15 protein-coding genes and 1 pseudogene are annotated in these 20,089 nt (G+C 70.4%); 3 read left to right on the top strand and 13 right to left on the bottom strand.

Annotated features, from left to right (window positions below; translation table 11 throughout):
• Positions 1–50: 50 nt before the first annotated feature.
• Together AB0917_RS26835 and AB0917_RS26830 are read right to left on the bottom strand one after the other, a co-directional pair.
• Entirely contained in the window at positions 51–1,082 is a 1,032-nt protein-coding gene (locus AB0917_RS26835; RefSeq protein ID WP_366822243.1) for an iron-siderophore ABC transporter substrate-binding protein, read from the bottom strand.
• 372 nt (positions 1,083–1,454) lie between these two features.
• Positions 1,455–2,237 (bottom strand): AraC family transcriptional regulator, encoded by a 783-nt coding sequence (locus tag AB0917_RS26830; RefSeq protein ID WP_366822242.1) that lies wholly within the window; start codon positions 2,235–2,237, stop codon positions 1,455–1,457.
• 425 nt (positions 2,238–2,662) lie between these two features.
• Between AB0917_RS26830 and AB0917_RS26825 the strand changes: the two genes are divergently transcribed.
• Positions 2,663–3,196, top strand: a complete 534-nt coding sequence (locus tag AB0917_RS26825; RefSeq protein ID WP_366822241.1) for an EF-hand domain-containing protein — start codon at positions 2,663–2,665, stop codon at positions 3,194–3,196.
• Positions 3,197–3,322: 126 nt separating this feature from the next.
• Here AB0917_RS26825 and AB0917_RS26820 read toward each other — a convergent pair whose 3' ends face one another.
• Positions 3,323–3,739, bottom strand: a complete 417-nt coding sequence (locus tag AB0917_RS26820; protein ID WP_366822239.1) for an acyl-CoA thioesterase — start codon at positions 3,737–3,739, stop codon at positions 3,323–3,325.
• Positions 3,740–4,049: 310 nt separating this feature from the next.
• Here AB0917_RS26820 and AB0917_RS26815 point away from each other — a divergent pair, with 310 nt between their 5' ends.
• Complete coding sequence (locus AB0917_RS26815; protein ID WP_366822238.1) at positions 4,050–7,088, top strand: carbohydrate binding domain-containing protein; 3,039 nt, start codon at positions 4,050–4,052, stop codon at positions 7,086–7,088.
• A 54-nt stretch (positions 7,089–7,142) separates the two neighbouring features.
• On the opposite strand, the gene AB0917_RS26810 is transcribed toward AB0917_RS26815, so the two are convergent.
• The 7 genes from AB0917_RS26810 to AB0917_RS26780 all read right to left on the bottom strand — a co-directional run bounded on the left by AB0917_RS26810 (position 7,143) and on the right by AB0917_RS26780 (position 18,333).
• The gene (locus AB0917_RS26810; RefSeq protein ID WP_366822237.1) at positions 7,143–8,264 is read right to left on the bottom strand and encodes an aldose epimerase family protein; all 1,122 of its coding nucleotides are present in this window, start codon (positions 8,262–8,264) and stop codon (positions 7,143–7,145) included.
• Positions 8,265–8,326: 62 nt separating this feature from the next.
• Positions 8,327–9,355 (bottom strand): LacI family DNA-binding transcriptional regulator, encoded by a 1,029-nt coding sequence (locus tag AB0917_RS26805; RefSeq protein WP_366822236.1) that lies wholly within the window; start codon positions 9,353–9,355, stop codon positions 8,327–8,329.
• A gap of 48 nt (positions 9,356–9,403) precedes the next feature.
• On the bottom strand, positions 9,404–10,450 hold the full coding sequence (locus tag AB0917_RS26800; RefSeq protein WP_366822235.1) for an ABC transporter permease: 1,047 nt from the start codon (positions 10,448–10,450) through the stop codon (positions 9,404–9,406).
• On the bottom strand, positions 10,447–11,421 hold the full coding sequence (locus tag AB0917_RS26795) for an ABC transporter permease (protein WP_366822234.1): 975 nt from the start codon (positions 11,419–11,421) through the stop codon (positions 10,447–10,449). The genes AB0917_RS26800 and AB0917_RS26795 overlap by 4 nt, the downstream gene beginning before the upstream one ends.
• Positions 11,418–13,103, bottom strand: coding sequence for a sugar ABC transporter ATP-binding protein (locus AB0917_RS26790; RefSeq protein WP_366822233.1), 1,686 nt, complete (start codon positions 13,101–13,103; stop codon positions 11,418–11,420). The genes AB0917_RS26795 and AB0917_RS26790 overlap by 4 nt, the downstream gene beginning before the upstream one ends.
• A 112-nt stretch (positions 13,104–13,215) precedes the next feature.
• Positions 13,216–14,301: an ABC transporter substrate-binding protein gene (locus AB0917_RS26785; protein ID WP_366822232.1), complete on the bottom strand. Its 1,086-nt coding sequence runs from the start codon at positions 14,299–14,301 to the stop codon at positions 13,216–13,218.
• Between the two features lie 669 nt (positions 14,302–14,970).
• On the bottom strand, positions 14,971–18,333 hold the full coding sequence (locus AB0917_RS26780; RefSeq protein WP_366822231.1) for a LamG-like jellyroll fold domain-containing protein: 3,363 nt from the start codon (positions 18,331–18,333) through the stop codon (positions 14,971–14,973).
• Between the two features lie 225 nt (positions 18,334–18,558).
• On the opposite strand from AB0917_RS26780, the pseudogene AB0917_RS26775 reads away from it, so the two are divergent.
• Positions 18,559–18,972 (top strand): annotated as a pseudogene (locus AB0917_RS26775) (ATP-binding protein); the annotation flags it as partial.
• Positions 18,973–18,993: 21 nt separating this feature from the next.
• Here the strand turns inward: AB0917_RS26775 and AB0917_RS26770 are convergent.
• The 3 genes from AB0917_RS26770 to AB0917_RS26760 all read right to left on the bottom strand — a co-directional run bounded on the left by AB0917_RS26770 (position 18,994) and on the right by AB0917_RS26760 (position 20,032).
• Entirely contained in the window at positions 18,994–19,248 is a 255-nt protein-coding gene (locus AB0917_RS26770; protein ID WP_366822245.1) for a DUF6332 family protein, read from the bottom strand.
• Positions 19,249–19,303: 55 nt separating this feature from the next.
• On the bottom strand, positions 19,304–19,657 hold the full coding sequence (locus AB0917_RS26765) for a YkvA family protein (protein ID WP_366822230.1): 354 nt from the start codon (positions 19,655–19,657) through the stop codon (positions 19,304–19,306).
• A 117-nt stretch (positions 19,658–19,774) separates the two neighbouring features.
• Positions 19,775–20,032 carry a WhiB family transcriptional regulator gene (locus tag AB0917_RS26760; protein WP_366822244.1) on the bottom strand — a complete coding sequence of 86 codons (258 nt, stop codon included), beginning with the start codon at positions 20,030–20,032 and terminating at the stop codon, positions 19,775–19,777.
• Positions 20,033–20,089 lie beyond the last annotated feature (57 nt).

Raw genomic sequence — 20,089 nt, 5'->3', positions numbered from 1 at the left:
CGGACGCCGGGCCATGGTGGCGTCCGGCGGGCGCCGGTCCGTGGGTGCGGTCACTTGACCTTGTCCGCGGCCTTGGCGAGGGCTGCGGCGTAGTCGTCCAGCACGTAACTGATCGACAGAGGCGTCGGGTTGGCGGCGGTGGCCAGCGGCGAGCTGCCGGGCAGGAGGTAGGTGGAGCCGCGCCCGACAGCGGGGATCTTCGAGAGCAGCGGGTCCTTGCTGATCGTCTTGAGCAGCTCACCCGTGTCGTCGCCGTACCCGGTGATGATGTCGACGTCGTCGAACGCGTCGATCTGCTCGGCGCTCTTGGTGAGGGCGAACTTCTGGGTGCCCTCGGACGCCTTCGCGATGCTGCCCGGGATCTTCATGCCCAGGTCCTCGAAGAACTGCGTCCGGGTGTCGTGCGCGGTGTAGAAGCCGATCTCGCTGACGTCGTTGGGGTCCACGTGCGTCATGAACATCGCCGACTTACCCTTGAGCTGCGGGTACTTGGCGGCGGTCTTCGCTATCTCCCCGTCCAGCTCGGTGATCAGCTTCTCGCCCTCGTCGGCGAGGCCGATCGCCTTGCTGTTGGTGCGGATGATCTCGCGCCACGGGGTGGCCCAGGCGGCGTCCGGGTAGGCGACGACGGGGGCGATCTCGCTGAGGGTGTCGTAGTCCTTCCTGGTCAGTCCGGAGTACGCGGCCAGGATGACGTCGGGCTTCGTGTCGGCGACGGCCTCGAAGTCGATCCCGTCGGTCTCGTCGAACAGCACCGGAGTCTTGGCCTTGAGCTTGTCCAGCCGCTCCGTGACCCAGGGCAGCACCCCGTCGCCGTCGTCGTCGCCGAAGTTGGCGGCGGCCATGCCCACCGGCACGACCCCGAGCGCCAGCGGCACTTCGTGGTTGGCCCAGTTGACCGTGGCGACACGCTTCGGCTCGGCGGGGATGGTGGTCTTGCCCAGGGCGTGCTCGACCGTCAGAGGGAAGCCGCCCGATGCGCTCTTCCCGCCCTCGTTCTCGGCGTCGGTGTTCCCCCCGCAGGCGGCGACGCCGACGAGGGCGGCTGCCACGACGAGCAGGCGGAGGCGGTGTGAGGACATGGGTCAGTACCCAGCTTTCCGGATGTCGGGGTGCCGCTTCCCGCACGTCCGGGTGTGGGCTGCCGTCGTGGAGGGGTGCACTGCGGAGGCAGAGCGGCTTAGGTAAGGCTTGCCTTCGTACTTTATGAGAGGGGCTCGAGTGTCGCAATCAACTGTTTGAGACAGGTGTTGTAGCGATGGGGACACCGGTCGGTGCTCCGCTCCCCGCCCGGGGGCGGAAGCGGGGCACCGGCCGGTGTCAGGCAACGCGCCGACCGGCGCGTAGGGCACGCCCGCTCCGATGTCCCGACGCCATTGCTGCGGGCTCAGCCATGTCGCCCGCGCACCCGGTGGGTCCGGTGTGGGGCAGGGCCCGTCGTCGCGCGCGGCGGCTCACCCCGGCCGGAAGGTCCCCGGGGTGAGCCCGGTGGTCCGGCGGAAGGCGACGCCGAAGGCGCTCGCCGAGCGGTAGCCGACCTGTTCGGCCACCGATTCGACGTCCCAGCCCCGGGTCAGCAGGTCGACCGCGTGCTGGGCGCGGACCGCGGCGACCCAGCGGACGAAGCTCGTACCCGTCTCGCCGCGGAAGGTGCGCGTGACCGTACGGGTGCTCACCCCCAGCTCGGACGCCCAGTCCGCCAGCGTCCGCCGGTCGGCCGGATCCTCGCGCACCGCGTCCGCGATGGGGCGCAGGAGGTCGGAGGTGGGGACCTGCACGAGCAGTTCGCGGGTCGACGGGGCGAGGACGTCGAGCACCAGCGCCTCGGTCGCGGCCCGGGAGGAGGGTGCGAGGCCGGGTTCGCCGAGGCGTTCCAGGAGGAGGCGCAGCAGGGGCGTGATCTCGACGGCCACCGGGGTGTCGGAGATCGACGACGTCGTACGGAAGCCGAAGAAGCTCGCACGGAACCAGGTGCCGGCGGCGGCCGATCCGGAGTGCAGGGTCCCGGCGGGCATCCACAGGCCCTGGGCGGGGGTGATCGTCCAGACGCGCTCGCCGACCACCGCGCAGGAGGCGCCCCGCTCGTTCCAGAGCAGTTCGTGGAAGGGGTGGGAGTGGGCGTCCCAGAGGGTGTCGTGGGAGACGATCTCGTCGTAGCCCTGGATGACGAAGGGGGTGTCGACCGATCCGGGCGCGTGCGCGGGCAGCGACCGGGTCTCCCTGGTCGGGGCCGGCACGGCTGCTCCCCTGATCGTGGACCGCCCGGCATCCGTGGTCGGGGCCGGTGCGGCTGATCCCCTGGTCATGGGCGGTCCGGCGCCGACGGTCGTGGGCGGTCCGGCTTCCCTGGTCGTGCGGCGCGGGCCCCTCTCGTACGGGGGCCGGCGGCGGGTGTCTCTCGCATCCGCTCAGCCTAGAAGGTGGGCCCGGCGGCCGGTTCCTCCGCTCCCCCGGTACGACGTGGCCCTCCGCAGCCCGTACCGGGGGCGTGCGGGGCGCCGGTACGGGCCGTCTGCCTCAACTCGACGTTTACGCGGGGGCGGTTACGTCCTTCAGGTGAACGGGCTACAGCTTTCGGCGTGCCCGCCGCTCTCCGGCCGGACAGTGGGTGGGCCGACCGGGCTCCGGTCGGCGGGACTGTACGGCGAAAGGTGACGGATTCATGACCACTGAGGCCACCCGGCGGGTCGCGCTCGTCTTCTCCCTGTTCGACGCCAACGCCAACGGCGTCCTGGAGGCGGACGACTTCGACCTCATGGCCGACCGTGTCGTCCGCCAGGCGCACGCCTCGGACCAAGCGGCGAAGGACGCCATGCGTGCGGCGTTCCGGCGGTACTGGACGACCCTGCTCACCGAGCTGGACGCCAACGGGGACGGTGAGATCAGTTTCGAGGAGTTCACCGCCTGCGTGCTGTCGCCGGAGCGCTTCGACGCGACCGTCGCCGTGTTCGCCGAGGCGCTGGCCGCGCTCGGCGACCCGGACGGCGACGGTCTGATCGAGCGCCCGCTGTTCATGGCCCTGATGACGGCGATCGGGTTCGAGCCCGACAACATCGACGCGCTCTTCGACGCCTTCGAGCCGACCGACGGCGACCGGATCCGCGTGGAGACCTGGGTCGCCGGGATCAAGGACTACTACGCGCCCGGCAAGGCCGGCATCCCCGGTAATCATCTGGTCGTCGGCACCGCCGCCTGACCGACCGCACCCGCACACGGCGGGACGAGGTGGACGCCCCCGCCCGTCCGGGCGGGGGCGTCCATGTCGTCGCGGGCCACGGCGGTGTTCCGGATTCCGGGGGCGCCCCGCCGGGCCCCGGGCCGGTCAGCCGGTCAGCAGCTCCGGCTTGTCCGCCAGCGCGGCGAGGCGGCCCTGCGGGTCCGGGACGAGTCGGCGTTCGGTCAGGTCGAGGACGCCCGCCACCCCGCTGATCTCGGCGGCCACCGTGCCGTCCTCCTTGATGACCTGCTGCTCCAGGGTGAACGTCTTCCCCGTGCCGTAGTCGAAGCGGCAGGTGACCCGCACCCGTTCGCCGCCCCGCAGCTCACGGAGGTACTTGACGGTGACCTCCAGCTGCACCGGGCCGATCCCGTCGGCCAGCAGCTTCTCCTGGGGGAGCCCGGCGACCCGCAGCAGCTCCCAGCGGGCGTGTTCGGCGTACTGGAGGTAGACGGCCTGGTTCAGGTGGCCCTGGGTGTCGAGCTCGTAGCCGCGCACGGTCACGTCAACGGAGAAGGTCATGACCGTGCGAACGCCCTCGCCTGGCGGTCCATTCCGGGCAGGCCGGCCCGTAAGGCTTCTTGAACCGGTCCCTCCCGATCCCTCTCCGTCCCTCCCTGTCCCCCCGTGAATCAGCTCTGTCCGATCCCTTTACGGGCCTGTCATGCACCGGTAACTTCCATCCCGCAAGAGTTTGCAGCAACATTCCGGCAGAGTTTTCTGCCGGACCGTGTTCACTCGCCGAACCCCGAGGCGCGTCAGGGTTCTCCGGCGGGACCGCCATCGGCAGCCGCCGGGACCACCCGCCCGCGGCCCCTCCCTGGAGACACGCATGAGACGCACCCCTCACCGGCCGTCCGGACGCCCGCTCGCGGCGACCGTGGCAGCAGCCGGGCTGCTGGGACTCCTCACCGCCCTACCGCAGGCCGCCCCGGCCACGGCCACCGAACCGGCCACCGAACCCGTCGCCGCCTCGGCCGCGGCCGAGACCACCGCGACCGTCTTCTACTCGACGACAACCCGCAACTGGTCGGCGTACCACCTGCATTACGCCCCCGACGGCGGCTCCTGGACCACCGTGCCCGGCGCCCGGATGGCGGCCGCCTGCACCGACTGGGTCAAGCTGACCGTCCCCCTCGGCAGCGCGGGCGGGCTCAAGGCCACCTTCACCGACGGCTCGGGGACCTGGGACAACAACGCCGGCCGGAACTACGATCTGGGCACCGGAAACATCACCGTCAAGGACGGGGTCGTGGCACACAGCGACCCGTGCGCGGGTACGGAACCCCAGGAGCCGGACCCGACGGGGCCGAACAGCGCCTCGGTCTACTACGCGACGTCGACCGTCGGCTGGTCCACCGTCAACCTCCACTACCGCCCGCACGGCGGGGCCTGGACGACGGCTCCCGGCATCGGCATGGAGGCGGCCTGCACCGGCTGGGTGAAGCGGACCGTGGACCTGGGCGGTGCCACCGGGCTCCAGGCCACGTTCAACAACGGCAACGGGGTCTGGGACAACAACAACGGAAACGACTACACCCTCGCCGCCGGGCTCACCACGGTGAAGGACCGCCAGGTGACCGCCGCGGCCAAGGACCCGTGCGCCGCCGAGGAACCGGACACCGAGGCGCCGTCCGTGCCCGCCGGGGTGAAGGCCGTCGCCGACGGGGTGTCCGTCCTGGTGACCTGGGAACCCGCCACCGACGACCGGGGGGTGACGGGGTATCAGGTGACGCGGACCGGTGGCACGAAGGGCACCCTGGTCACCGACGTCGGCTCCACCGTGTTCGCGGACACCGGACTGGAGGCGAGCACCGCCTACCGCTACACGGTCCGGGCCGTCGACGCCGCCGGGAACGTCTCGGCCGGATCCGCCCCGGCCACCGCCACCACCGGCGAGAAGCCCACGGCCCCGGCGACCGGCACACCGCTGGGCACCGACCCCCGCAAGGACCCGATCTACTTCGTGCTCACCGCCCGCTTCAACGACGGCGACGCCACGAACAACCGGGGCGGCAGCCAGCACGAGAAGTCCGGCAACGCGGCCAACGACGACCCCATGTTCCGGGGGGACTTCAAGGGTCTGGTGCAGAAGCTCGACTACATCAAGGGGCTCGGCTTCTCCGCGATCTGGATCACCCCGGTCGTCCTCAACCGCTCGGACTACGACTACCACGGCTACCACGGCTACGACTTCTACCGGGTCGACCCGCGACTGGAGTCCGCCGGCGCCTCCTACCAGGACCTCATCGACGCGGCCCACGCCAAGGGCATGAAGATCTACCAGGACGTGATCCACAACCACTCCTCGCGGTGGGGCGCCAAGGGCCTGTTCACCCCGACGGCCTACGGGGTGCGCGACACCGAGTGGAGCTGGCTCTACGACGAGAGGAACGACGACTTCACGTACGACGGCCTCACCGTCGAGCCCAAGTCGGGCAAGTCGCACTACAACGGCGACCTGTGGTCCACGGCCGAGCCGTCCGGCAACACCTGCCTCAACTGGGGTACACCCACCGGGCACACCTCGCCCGAGGGCTACCGGATCTACAACTGCCAGTGGCCTAGCCCCACTTCGGGCATGTTCCCGAAAGCGCTCTACCACAACTGCTGGATCGGCAACTGGGAGGGCGAGGACTCCCGCTCCTGCTGGCTGCACGACGACCTCGCCGACTTCAACACCGAGAACGCCCAGGTGCAGAACTATCTGATCGGCGCCTACAACAAGTACATCGACATGGGCGTCGACGGCTTCCGGCTCGACACGGCGGTGCACATCCCCCGCACCACCTGGAACCGCCGCTTCCTGCCCGCCATCCAGGAGCGGGTCACCCAGCAGTTCGGCGCCGAGGCGGCGAAGAACTTCTTCGTCTTCGGCGAGGTCGCCGCCTTCGTCAACGACAAGTGGAACCGCGGTTCGGTCAACCACTCCGCACAGTTCTTCACCTGGAAGGAGCGCAAGGAGTACAGCGCGGACGACGAGAAGGCCGCCCTGGAGATGTACGAGTACGAGCAGCAGCAGGGCACCGGCGCGCAGCCCGTCTCCGACAACGCCTTCCTCAAGGGCAACGACTACCACGCACCGGACCACAGCCGGTTCTCCGGGATGAACGTCATCGACATGCGGATGCACATGAACTTCGGTGACGCGGACAACGCCTTCCACAACGGCAAGGACTCCGACGACAGTTACAACGACGCCACCTACAACGTGGTCTATGTCGACAGCCACGACTACGGGCCCAACAAGAGCGAGGAGCGCTACACGGGCGGCACCGACGCCTGGGCCGAGAACATGTCGCTGATGTGGACCTTCCGGGGCATCCCGACGCTCTACTACGGCTCCGAGATCGAGTTCCAGAAGGGGAAGCAGATCGACTGCGGGCCCAGTTGTCCGCTCGCCTCGACCGGGCGGGCCTACTTCGGCGACCATCTGGCGGGCGAGGTGACCGCGTCCGACTTCGGCAAGGTGTCCTCCGCCACCGGCAAGGTCGCCGACACCCTGGCCGCGCCGCTGGCCCAGCACCTCCAGCGGCTCAACGAGATCCGGCGCGCGGTGCCCGCCCTCCAGATGGGCCAGTACTCCACGGAGGGCATCAGCGGCTCCATGGCGTACAAGCGGCGCTACACCGACGCGGCGAGCGGCACGGACAGCTTCGCCCTGGTGACCGTCTCCGGGAGCGCCACGTACACCGGCGTCCCGAACGGCACGTACACGGACGCCGTCACGGGTGACACCCGGGTCGTGAGCGGAGGCACCCTCACGGTCCCGGCTCCCGGGAAGGGGAACCTGCGCGTGTACGTCCTGGACCTCGGCGGGACGAACGCCGCACCCGGGAAGATCGGCGCGGCGGGGCCGTACCTCAAGTAGCGGCCCGTACGTGAAGTAGCCGCCCACTCCCTCACGTCGCGTACGACGAGGGGCTCAGCCCGCGACCCGCCGCACCCTGCGCAGGAGGTTCTCCTCGCGGTGCGGCGGGTCGTCCGCGCGCAGGTGCGGAAAGCGCCATTCGGTGCGGCTGCGCAGGGTTTCACCGGGGCGCAGCACCGTGGTGGGGTGGGCTGGGCGGTTGGGAGAGTCGGGCAGGTGCTGGGTCTCCAGGCAGAGCGAGCCGTGGCGTTCGTGGCGGCGGCCCGTGGAGTCGGTGAGCGCGCCGTCGAGCTGGTTGGCGGTGTAGACCTGGAGCCCCGGTTCGGTGGTCCACAGCTCCAGGGTGCGCCGGCCGCCGGGGGCGGTGAGGCGGGCGGCGCGGCGGAGCGTGCCGGGGGCCGGGTCGCGCAGCACCCAGCAGTGGTCGAAGCCGCCGGCCAGGGCGAGTTGGGGGTGCGGCCGGGCGAGGTGCTCGCCCAGCGGCTGCGGGTCGGTGAGGTCGAACGGCGTACCGGTGACCGGAGCCGGGGCGCCTTCGGGGATGGCGTCGGCGTCGACGGGGAGGTAGTGGTCGGCGTCGACCTGGAGGGTGTGGCCGAGGACGGAGTCGGCGCCGAGGTTGAGGTAGGCGTGGTTGGTGAGGTTGACGACGGTGGGGCGGTCGGTGACGGCCGTGTACTCCAGGGCGAGGGTTCCGGTGGTGTCCAGGGTGTAGGTGGCGGTGACGTCGAGCGCCCCGGGGAAGCCCATGTCGCCGTCGGGGCTGTGCAGGGTGAGGCGGAGGGCGGCGGCGGAGCCGGTACGTTCTGCGGTCGCCTCCCAGATCCTGGTGTGGAAACCCTCCGGGCCGCCGTGCAAGGCGTGGTCCCGGTCGTTGGCGGGGATGTGGTACGTGGTGCCGTCGAGGGTGAAGCGGCCGTGGGCGATGCGGTTGGCGTACCGCCCGACCACCGCACCGAAGTAGGGGTTCTTGCCGGTGTAGTCGTCGAGGGCGGGCAGCGAGCGGACGACCGGGCCCGGGGAGCCGGCGGTGTCCGGCACGGTGAGGCTGTGCAGGACACCGCCGTACGTGAGGATCTCGGCCCGCACCCCGGTGCCCGATTCGAGGGTCCAGAGGTCGACCTCCGTCCGCCCGTGGGCGCGGCCGAACGGTTTGCGGTGGACGGTGGGCGGCATGAGGGGTTCCTTGGGGTGGCAGGCGGGTCTGTCGACGGGCTTGTGGGGGTCTTCCGTGCGGGTCAGGCCGGTCCACTGGCCTCGCGGGGCGTGGTGGACTCGCGTACGACGAGGCGGTAGCCGGGGCGCGGCCGCCGGGGTTCGGCGACCGGGGTGCCGGCGAGGCGTTCGACGAGGCTGTCGACGGCGAGCCGGGCGATGGCCGCCTTGTCCGGGGCGATGGTGGTGAGGGTGGTGGCCCCGTAGCGGCTCTCCTCGATGTCGTCGAAGCCGACGACGGCGATGTCCCCCGGGATGGTGAGGCCGCGCTCGGTGAGGGTGCGCATGGCGCCGATCGCGATCAGGTCGTTGTACGCGAACACGGCGTCGGGCCGCTCGCCCCGGTCGAGCAGACGGGCCATGGCGGCGGCGCCGTCCTCGCGGCCGTAGCCGTCGGTGACGACGACCAGGGACTCGTCGGGTGCGATGCCGGAGGCGGCCAGCTCCTCGCGCCAGCCGCGCAGCCGCAGGTGGGCGGGTTGCCGTTCGCGGCCGGTACGGGAGCCGAGGAAGGCGATCCTGCGGTGGCCGAGGGCGATCAGGTGGGCGACGGCCTCGCGGGCGGCGGCCACGTTGTCGATGGCGATGTGGTCGTACGGGGCCTCGTACTCGCGCTCGCCGAGCAGCACCAGCGGTGCCGTCTCGGTGCGGGCCATCAGGTCCTCGGTCTCCAGGTGGATGGGGCTGAGGATGAGCCCGTCGATGACATGGGACCGGAACCCCTGGCTGACCAGCAGCTCCTTCCCGCGCAGGCCGCCGGTGTGGTCGACCAGGACGGTGTAGTCGTGCCGGGCGGCGGCGTCGACGACCTCACCGGCGAGCTCCGCGAAGTACGGGTTGCCGAACTCGGGCACGGCGAGCGCGATGATGCCGGTGCGGCCCTTGCGCAGGTGGCGGGCGGTGAGGTTCGGCCGGTAGCCCAGCTCGTCGATGGCCTGCTGGACCTTGGCACGCATCTTGGGGGTGACGTGCTGGTAGTTGTTGACCACGTTCGACACGGTCTTGATGGACACGCCCGCCCGTTGAGCTACGTCCTTGAGGCTGACGCCCACGGCACTCCTTGTACTCGGTTCGACTCGTCCCGGCCCGGTCCGTCCGGTTCAGGTGGTTCTCCGGCTGCGCGCGAGGTAACGCTGCGCCACCACGACAACGATAAGGAAGCCGCCGCTGACCACCGATTGGTACGAGGAGTTGAGCGAGCCGATCTGGTTGATGAGGTTCTGGATCACGGCGAGCAGCAGGACGCCCCAGAGGGTGCCGCTGATCGAGCCGGCGCCGCCGATGAGCAGGGTGCCGCCGATGACGACGGCGGAGATCGCGTCGAGCTCCATGCCGACGCCGACGATGGTGACGCCGGAGGAGAGGCGGGCGGCGTTCAGCGCTCCGGCGAGTCCGGCGAGCAGTCCGCTGAGGGTGTAGACGAGGATCTTCGTCCGGGCGACGGGCAGCCCCATCAGGGTGGCCGCGTCGCTGCTGCCGCCGACGGCGAACACGCTCTGCCCGAACGAGGTCCGCTGGAGCAGCAGTCCGCCGGCCCCGAAGAGGACGAGGGCGACGAGGATCGGATATCCGAACCCCCCGACGCTGCCCTGGCCCAGTTCGGCGAAGGCGGAGTCCTTGGGCACCAGGTAGGTGGTGGCGCCCTCGTCGGTGAAGGCGAGGAGCATGCCGCGCGCCGCGAGGAGGGTGGCGAGCGTGACGATGAAGGGGGCCATGTCGGCGCGGGCGATGAGCAGGCCGTTGAGCAGTCCGATCGCACCGCAGACGATGAGGGGTACCAACAGGGCCGGGAAGAAGCCCCACTGCGAGGCCCAGGCCGCCAGCACCCCGCCGAGGGCGAAGACCGAGCCCACGGAGAGGTCGATGCCGCCGGTGATGATGACCAGGGTCATGCCGAGGGCGACGATCGCGAGGAAGGACGCCTGGACGGTGACGCCCCGGGCGTTGTCCAGGCTCGCGAACGTCGGGTAGACGAACGAGGCGATGAGGATGACGGTCAGCAGCACCGCGAGGACGCCCTGGCGCTGGACGAGTTCGCCGATACGGGAGCCGGTGGAGCGATCGGGCCGGGGCCGGGGGCGCGAGGGGGTGTTCTTGAGCGGCGCCGGCACCTGGGGGGCCGGGGCGGCAGGGGTGGTGTTCTTCATCGGGACCGACGCTCCCGGGCGACGTAGACGGCGGCGATGATGATGGCCGCCTGGGCGATCTGTGCGGTGGAGTCGGGCAGGTCGTGTTTGACGAGGGTGGCGCGCAGCAGCTGCATCAGCAGGGCGCCCGCGACGGTGCCCAGCACCCGGATGGAGCCGCCGTTCAGCGGGGTGCCGCCGACGACGACGGCCGTGATGGCGGAGAGTTCCATGAGGGTGCCGAGCGAGGACGGGTCGCTGGCGGTGAGCCGGGCGGTGGCGAGGATCCCGGCGAGCGCGGCCATCGTGCCGCAGAGGATGTAGACGCCGATCAGGACGCGCTTGACGGGCAGCCCGGACAGGACGGCGGCCGGACGGTTGCCGCCGATGGCGACGATCTGGCGGCCGAAGGTGGTGCGCTGCACCAGGAACGCGACGGCCAGGGCGAGGATGCCCGCGATGAGGACGACCAGCGGGATGCCGAGGAAGGAGCCGGTGCCCAGCGCGAGGATGTCCGGGTTGACGATCTGCTTGAGCTGACCGTCCGCCATCACCAGGGCCAGTCCCCGGCCGCCGACGAACAGGGCCAGGGTCGCCACGATGGGTTGCAGCCCGACGAGAGAGACGAGCATGCCGTTGATCGCGCCGACGACCGCTCCGGCCAGCAGCGCGATCAGGAGCGCGGGCACCAGGCCGTAACCGAGGTAGAGCGGCAGCAGGGCGGTGGCGAGCGCCATGGTGGAGCCGACGGAGAGGTCGATGCCCTCGGTGCCGATGACCAGGGCCATACCGAGCGCGACGATCACGATGGGGGCGACCTGGACGAGCTGGGTGCGCAGGTTGTCGGCCGTCATGAAGTGCTCGGTGAACAGGGCGTTGAACAGCAGGACGACGGCGACGGCCGCGTACACGCCGTACTCCTGGTACCAGGCGGGGTCGCGCAGCCGGGCCAGTGGCTTCGCGGGGCGTCGCAGGGTGGCCTGGGTGGTCATCGGGGGTCCTCCTGGCCGGCCGCCGGGGCCTTCCCGCCGGTCTCGGGCGTGCGGTCGGCGGGCACGGTCTCGGGCGTGTGGTCGGCGGGCACGGTCTCGGGCGGGTGCTCGGCGAGCGCGGTCTCGGGCGGGTGCTCGGCGAGCACTTCGAGGAGGCGGCTCTCCTCCACCTCGTCGCCCGCGAGTTCACCGGCGACGGCGCCGCCGCGCAGGACGACGATGCGGTCGGCGCCCTCGATCAGCTCCTCGATGTCGGAGGAGATCAGCAGGACGGCGAGGCCTTCGCGGGCGAGGTCGTCGATGAGGCTCTGCACCTCGGCCTTGGCGCCGACGTCGATGCCCCGGGTGGGCTCGTCGAGGAGCAGCACCTTGGGTTCCAGGCAGAGCCAGCGGGCGAGCAGCACCTTCTGCTGGTTGCCGCCGGAGAGTTCGCCGACCTTCTGCTCGGGGCCGGCTGCCTTGATCCGCAGCCGCTCCATGAAGATGTCGACGATGCGGTCCTGCCGGTCGCGCGAGACGATCCCGGCGCGGGAGAGCCGGGGCATCGCGGCGAGCACGATGTTCTCGCGTACGGAGAGCTGGGGGATGATCCCTTCCGCCTTGCGGTCCTCGGGGAGCATGCTGATGCCCGCCCGGATGGCGGCGGCCGGGGTGGGCCGGCCGATGCGCCTGCCGTCGACGGTGATCTCGCCGCCGTCCAGGGGCAGGGCACCGGTCAGCGCCTTGGCGGTCTCGCTGCGCCCGGAGCCCAGCAGCCCGCCGAGTCCCAGGACCTCGCCTCCGTACAACCGCAGTGATATGCCGTGCAGTTGGTGGCGGCGGTCGAGTCCGGTGGCGGTGAGGACGGGGGTGCGGGCGACATCGTGTCCGGCGGCGTCGAAGTGGGTCAGCCCTGCCCGGCGCACCTCGGCCAGGTCGCGGCCGAGCATCATCGACACGAGCCGCATCCGGTCCAGGTCCGCCAGGTCGCCGGTGTGGATGTGGCGGCCGTCGCGCAGGACGGTGACCCGGTCGCAGATGCGGTAGAGCTCGTCCATGCGGTGGCTGACGTAGAGGACGGCGATGCCCTGGCCGCGGAGGTTCTCGATGACCCGGAACAGGGTCTGGACCTCGCGGGGCTCCAGGGACGAGGTGGGTTCGTCCATGATGACGACCTGGGCCCTGACGGAGACGGCGCGGGCGAGCGCGACCATCTGCTGGGTGCCGATGCCCAGGGTGTGCAGGGGGCGCTTGGGGTCGACGCGGACGCCGAAGCCGTCCAGGAGTTCGGTGGTCTCGCGGTTCATCCGGCCGAAGTCGATGAGGCCGAAACGGTTCTTCGGCTCGCGGCCCAGGAAGATGTTGCGCGCCACGCTCATCAGGGGGACGAGGTTGACCTCCTGGTAGATGGTGGAGATCCCGGCCTGTTGTGCCTCGAAGGGCCGGGCGAAGCGGACGGGCTCGCCCGCCACCCGCACCTCGCCGTCGTCGCTCCGGTAGACGCCGGTCAGCACCTTGATGAGGGTGGACTTGCCGGCGCCGTTCTCACCGACGAGCGCGTGGGTCTCGCCGGCGCGCAGCGAGAAGGAGACGTCGTCCAGGGCGACGACGCCCGGGAACCGCTTGCTGACCGAGCGGGCTTCGAGCACGGGGTCCGCCACGGCGCTCTCCGCGTGCCGGTGGGTCGCTTCGGTTGGTGCCATGGATCCTGGCCTTCCGGTGGTACGGGAGTGGGGCCGGGCCGCCGTGAGCCCCGGGGCCGATGGATGCTCGTGGAGCCTTCGGGGCCTCGCGGCGGCCGGCCGTCCGGTCGGGTCAGTACGCTCCGCCGAGCGAGTCCTTGGCGTTGGCCTCGTCGTACTCCCGGTCGGTGATGATCACGTTCTCCGGGATCTCCTCACCGGCGTAGAACTTCTGCGCGGTGGCGAAGGCGAGCGGGCCGAAGCGCGGGTTGGACTCGATGACCGCGTTGTACTCGCCGTTGACCAGGGCCTGCACGGCGTTGCGGGTGCCGTCGACCGACACGATCTTGACGTCCTTGCCGGGCTTCTTCCCGGCGGCCTTGATCGCGGTGAGGGCGCCGAGGCCCATCTCGTCGTTCTCCGCGTAGACGGCGGTGATGTCGGGCTTGGACTGGATGAGCTGCTCCATGACCTGCTGGCCCTTGTCGCGGGCGAACTCGCCGGTCTGCTGGGCGACGATCTCCAGTCCGGGCGCCTCGGCCTCGACCTGGTCGACGAAGCCCTTGGTGCGGTCGGTGGTGACGTTGTTCCCGGAGGCGCCCAGCAGGATCGCGACCTTGCCCTTGCCGCCGGTCACCTTGATCATCGCGTCGGCGGCGCGCTTGCCCTGCTCGACGAAGTCGGAGCCGAGGAAGGCCACATAGTCCTTGCAGGCGGTGGAGTTGACCTTGCGGTCGATGGTGAGGACGGGGACCTTCTTCGCGGCCGCGGCCTTCAACGCGGGCTCCAGACCGTCCGAGTTGAGCGGTGCGACGATCAGGAACTGGGCGCCCTGCGCCAGCATGTCCTGGATGTCGCTGATCTGCTTGGACAGTTGCGACTGGGCGTTGGTGGTGAGGAGCTTCCTCACACCGATCTTCTTCGCCTCGTCCTTGATGGACTGGGTCTCGGCGATCCGGAACGGGTTGGCCTCCTTCTCCGACTGGGAGAAGCCGACCACGGCGTCCTTCAGGTCCAGCTTCGGCGCGCCATAGGTCTCCAGCGAGCAGCCCGAACCGGAGGTGGAATCGGGGGACTTGGCTTCCTGGGCGCCCTGACTGCTGTCGCCACCCGCGGTGTTCGAGGTCTCCGACTTGGCGCAGCCGGCGGCGGCCAGCGTGGCGGTGGCGGCGAGGAGGCAGGCCACGGCGAGGGTACGGGGTCGACGCTGGATCATCATGCGCGGAACGCTCCTTGGCGGGTTGACGGCACGCGCGGTGGCGTGCGGTCGGGCATGCGGGACGAGGCATCGGCCCGCTGGGCGGCTGATGTCACTGCACTCCTCGCGGCCCTGCTCCGACATGCGGGAACAGCGGTCGCGAGAGCCTGCTCGGGCTGTCGGCGGCTCGGTTTACAACGTTATATAGGCGGGGTGGCACGGGCGGCAAGAGCAGGGGCGATGCGTTGACGAAATCTGACCGCCACGCTCCGTTGCGGACGCGGGGGAACCGGCTCGCCGTACGGCAACGGGCCCCACCCGCCCCCTGGACAGCCGCCCGGCGGCGTGCTGTCATACCGCCGGACGCCATATTTCTCACGTCGCAGGAACGGATACCGGCGGGCGGTCCCTCGACGACCTTGACCTGTTCCCCGGAGGCACGACGTGGGCGGTGGACGCCGCGGGGGCTCCGTAACCGCGGGGAAAGCAGTGACCGTTGGGCCCAGCAGGGGCGGAGATCCTCTCCCGCCGCTGCCGGGCCCGCGTGGACACGCCGCTCAGGTCAGATCGGAGCGAGCCAAGCCGTGTCGTGTCGTGTCGTGTCGTGTCGTGTCGTGTCGTGTCGTGTCGTGTCGGATCAGGCTGCCGGGGCCCCGGCGCCGGAAACGGCCAGCCGTTCCGCTTCTGCCGCTACGGCTTCCGGTTGCCGTACAGGGCGGTCACCTCATCGGCGGTCAGGGCCCTGTCGTACACCCCGACCTGGTCGACGGACCCGTGCCAGAAGTCGGTCTCCGCACCGCCGTACCGGGCGCGCCCGACCGAGAGCGGCCCGGTGCCCACATCGGCGGGCCCGGCCTCGGTGGAGGCCGCGCGCTTTCCGTCGACGTACAACGTCACCTCGTCGCCCTTCCGGACGCCGACCAGGTGGTACCACTTCCCGGTCTCCGGTGTGATCTCCAGACGGGCGCGCTGGGCGCCTGGGGTGGAGAAGGCGAACGCGCCCTGCCCATACTGGAGATAGAAGGGATTCTCGGTGCGCCGGCCGTCCTGGCTGACGACGGTGGCGTAGTTGCCGGGCAGGGCGTCCAGCGAGGCCCACGCGGAGACGGTGTAGTCCTTCGTGGTGTCCACGACGGGACCGGCACTCTGCGCGTACTGCCCCTCGCCGTCGAACCTCAGCGCCGAACCCTTCACACCCGGGGCCCAGGACGCGCCGCCCGCCAGGGTCAGATGGGCCTTGTTGGGGCCGCTGTCGCGGGCGGTGGCGCCCTTGTTCTCGTCGAACGACCAGGAGCCGCCGCCCTTCAGCTCATCGCGCTGTCCTGCGTCGGCACCGGCGGCGATGACCTGGCGGTTGATCTCCCGGACCTTCTTCGGGTCGACCTTGATCTCCCGACGGTCGTACGTCCAGAACCCGTTGAGCTCGTTCTCCAGGTCGCTGACCTGGGTGTAGACGGAGCCGGACAGCTCGGCGCCGGCGGCCGCGAGGTAGTACGTACGGGTGTTGTCGACGTACTTGGCGGTGAGGGCGGCCTTGTCCGCGACGCCGCTGTAGATGACGGCAGGTGCGCCCGGCCACATGTGTCCCGGGGTCCGGAGCGTGAAGCCGCCGTGCTCGCCGTCCATCGCGGCGCGCCGGTCGTCCGGGAAGGCCGGGTCGTCGTTCACGTAGTCGTGGTGATCGATGATCTCGCCCTTGCCCGAATCGCCCTTGGACGCACAGCAGTTGACGCCGCTGTGCGCGTTGACCACGCGGGACGGGTCCAGCGCCTTGACGTCCTCGGCGATCTCTCCCGTCGCTGTCCGGTCCCACTCGCCCCAGCCCTCGTTGAAGACGATCCAGCCGCTAATCGAGGGGTGGTTGTGGAACTGCTTCATCAACTCCTTGCCCTCGGCGAGGAAGGCGTTCTTCCCGGTGTCGTCGTCGATGTCAGCGTTGACGAAGTCCTGCCACACCAGCAGCCCGATCCGGTCGGCGTGGTGGTACCAGCGCGGCGACTCCACCTTGATGTGCTTGCGTACGGCGTTGAAGCCGAGGTCCTTCTGTGCTTCGAGGTCGAAGATGAGGGCGGCGTCGCTGGGCGGGGTGTACAGCCCGTCCGGCCAGAATCCCTGGTCGAGCATGGCGAGAGAGAAGAACGGCTTCCCGTTGAGGACGAGCTTCTGGTAGCCGCCGACCTCGGCGACCTTCAACTGCCGCATACCGAAGTAGCTTTCGACGCTGTCCTTGGAGCGGCCGTCGGTGAGGGACACGTCGAGGTCGTACAGGTAGGGGTCGTCCGGCGACCAGAGGCGCGGGTTCTTGAGCTGGAGGCTCAGCTCGCGGTTGGCCGGGCCGGTGACCGTTCCGACGGCCTTGCCCCTGTGGTCGCGGGCGACGGCGATGATCCGGGCATCGCCGGACGCCTTCGCGGAGTTGACGGTGACGGCGAGGCGGCCCGTGTCGATGTCGGGGGTGGTGGTCAGGGAGTCGATGGCGGCGGGCGCGACCGGCTCCATCCACACCGTCTGCCAGATACCGGAGGACGGGGTGTAGACGATGCCGCCGGGGTGGGTGGACTGCTTGCCCTTGGGCTGGTTCGGGCCCGTCCTGTCCGTGACGGCGACGATGATCTCCTGGGGGCCGGTCCCTTCGAGCGCGTCGGTGATGTCGGCGCTGAACGCGGTGTAGCCGCCGGTGTGTTCGGCGACCTTGGTGCCGTTGACCCAGACGGTGGACCGGTAGTCGACGGCGTCGAAGTTGAGCTTCAGCCTCTTGCCCTCAGCGGGCTTGCCGGACGCGCTCTCGCCGACCGCCCAGTTCTTCGGCACGGTCACGAGCTTGCGGTAGAACATGTGGTCCTCGTCGCGCTCCAGCCCGGAGAGCTGGGACTCGACGGGGAACGGCACGATGATCCGCTCGCCGAGCTTCTTGCCGAAGACCGGCTGCTCGCCCTCGGCGGCCCCGGCGAACTCCCAGGGGCCGTTGAGGTTCTTCCACCGGTCGCGGACCTGCTGGGGGCGCGGATACTCGGGCAGCGGGTTGTCGACGTCCAGCTTGTCGCCCCAGGTGGTGGTGAGGCGGTGGGTGGAGAGGTTCTTCGCCGTGCGGCCGATCTCCGGGACGGTCTCGGTCCCCGACGTCAGCCCGCCCTCGCCGTCGTAGACGACCTTGACCCGCTGGCCCTTCAGGACGGGGGCGGAGAGATCGATGATCAGGGCCCGGGGGTCGTCCGCAGCACGGTTCACCGACTTCACCGGCATCGGGGAGGTGTCGACCTCGATCTTGAGGTGGTCCTTCACCTTCCCGTAGCCGGCGACCCGGTCCCCGAAGGTGGCCTGGAGCCGCTTGCCGTTCTGCGCGACGGCGAGGGCGACCGGGTAGACCTCGAAGTCGGCGGGCGGGGTGAAGGCGGACTCGGGGACGATCTGCTTGTCGAGCGTGTCGCTCTGCCAGCGCAGGAACATGCCGGCACCGCCGGTGTCCTGGAACATCTCCAGCTTGAAGTCGTGCTTCTCGCCCGCCTTCAGCGTGATCGGCGCGCTGTGCTGCTCGTTGTCCCAGTCGGGCTCCCAGTGATCGATGACAACGTTGCCGTCGAGAAAAAGCCGGAAGCCGTTGTCGCCGATGGCGGAGAAGGTGTACGAACCGGTCCCGGGGGCTTCGAGCTGTCCGGTCCAGCGGGCCGTGGTGTGCTCGGTCCTGCCGGTCGCCGACTGGAAGGTGCCGGTGAGACTGGGGAAGTCGATCTCCGGGTCCAGGGCCGTGGCGCCGAGCTCGGCGAAGTCGCGGGCGCCCGGGGCGGACATGCGGAAATACTCGCCCTTCAGCCCGTGCACATCGGTGACCGCGTCGTCGGCCGTGAAGGCGGCGGCGGTGGCCGGGGCCGGGGTGACGGGTGCGGCGGCGGCCGTCGGGACCAGGGTGGCGCCGACCGGTATCAGGAGCGCGGCGGCACAGGCGAGAGCCCTGAACAGGGCACGGGGGCGCGGGTGTTGTCGTCTCAAGGCGTCATCCTCGTCGAAGAGCCGGGAGTACCTCGAACCGGCGAGGCACTGCACATGGTCGAACATTGAGCCACAACACCAAACACCGCACAACGGTCGTGCACACGAAATTTTCAACGATAGAAAGCGGGGGCACCGCCCACGGGACACCGACCTGCGCGAACGCCGTCGGCCGGCGGCTGGACAGCCGTACGCGGTCAGCCGCCCGTCCTCCGCGGCCGGATTCCATGAAATGCCGTTCCGGGGGTATCCGGACTTCAGCCAGAAAGCTCACGCAACGGGGTGACCGCCATGAACGACCGCATGCTGATGACGCTCTCGCCGGACGGCGAGACCCGCACCGACTACGTCTGCCGGCCGGAGAGGGCCGCCGACGCGCGGGACGCGGTCAGCGCCTTCGTCGCACGGCTGCATCCGGCGCCGGCCACGCACGTGGTGCAGAATCTGCTGCTCCTCGTGACGGAGCTGGTCACCAACGCCGTCCGGCACGCGGGAGCCGTCACCGCGCTCCGGCTGACCGCGGACCGCACGGGCGTCCACGTCCGGGTCGCCGATCCGAGTCCGGACCACCCGCAGGACCGGACGCCCGACCTGACGGGCCGCACCGGCGGCTTCGGCTGGCCGATGGTCCAGCGGCTGTCCCAGGAGGTCACGGTCCGCGCGTCGGCGGACGGCGGGAAGGTCATCCTCGCGACCGTTCGTCAGGCCACCGATCGAGTCCCGCCGTCAGTGGCCTTTACGGCGCTCCGCGTCGAAGCGGCACAGCACCCGTACCAGACGCCACACTCCGGCCGCCGCCCCGACCAGGGCTCCCCCCGTCAGGACACCCCTGGACACCGAACCGGAGAGGTCGAAGACGAGAGTGAGGGCCAGAGGGACGGCAAAGACCACCGCGGCAAGAGCGACAGCAGTCACCAGGGCAAAGACGATCTCTACCGTCATCGCATCCTTCTCCCACCGCGACTCACGCCCCATGTCCATGCCGGAAGTCTCGCATCACAGTCACGCCATGGCGGTCGGCGTTGACGCGGAGCGCCTAACGCACCGCGTCCGGCCGGGGCTTCGCCGTCTTCTCGGGGTTCGGGATCTCGACCGGGGCGCCTGCCCCCTTGGCCCGGCCCAGTCCGGCCGCCGCCGCTGCCGCGTGCAGTGAGCGCAGCGCGAGTAGCAGGAATCCGATGTCGTCGAGGTAGACGGGGTCCGGCAGCAGGTCGACCGGGGAGATGGTGTAGATGACGGCGGCCCAGACGAGCGCCTTGTTGCGCAGCGGGATCCCGGCGTCGATGAGAAGCTTCCTGGCCTGGAAGACGCGTACCAGCAGTACGGCGGCCAAGGCCAGCATGATCAGTGCGGCAACAGCGGCGAGAACGAGCCAAGCAGTGGTGTCCATGGCTCATCGTCTACCCATTCGGCCGCCGATGACGAGGATGAGGGTGCCGGGCGCGGTGTCGCGGTTCGCCGTCCCGGCGCCCGCCCAGCGCTCCGGGCCGGAGCGGGGTGCCTGGGGTCAGCCGGCGGTGTTCTTGGTACGTCGGCGGCTGCGGCGCTTCAGTGCGCGTCGTTCGTCCTCGGCGAGGCCTCCCCAGACGCCGGACTCCTGGCCGTTCTCCAGGGCCCATTCCAGGCACTCGGCCTGGACCGGGCAGGTCCGGCAGACCGCCTTGGCCTCCTTGGCCTGGAGGACGGCGGGGCCGGACGTCCCGATGGGGAAGAACAGGTCCGGGTCCTCGTCGCGGCAGGCCGCGTGCGTGCGCCAGTTCTCCATGCTGCTCACTCCCGGTGTCGGATGCGTGCCGTAGGCGCCAGCCGTACGGCCGTACCG

The sequence above is a fragment of the Streptomyces sp. NPDC007346 genome (genome assembly GCF_040703535.1).
Taxonomy (GTDB): Bacteria; Actinomycetota; Actinomycetes; order Streptomycetales; family Streptomycetaceae; genus Streptomyces.
Note: the sequence above shows the minus strand (reverse complement) of the source record. Positions and strands in the feature narration are given on the sequence as shown.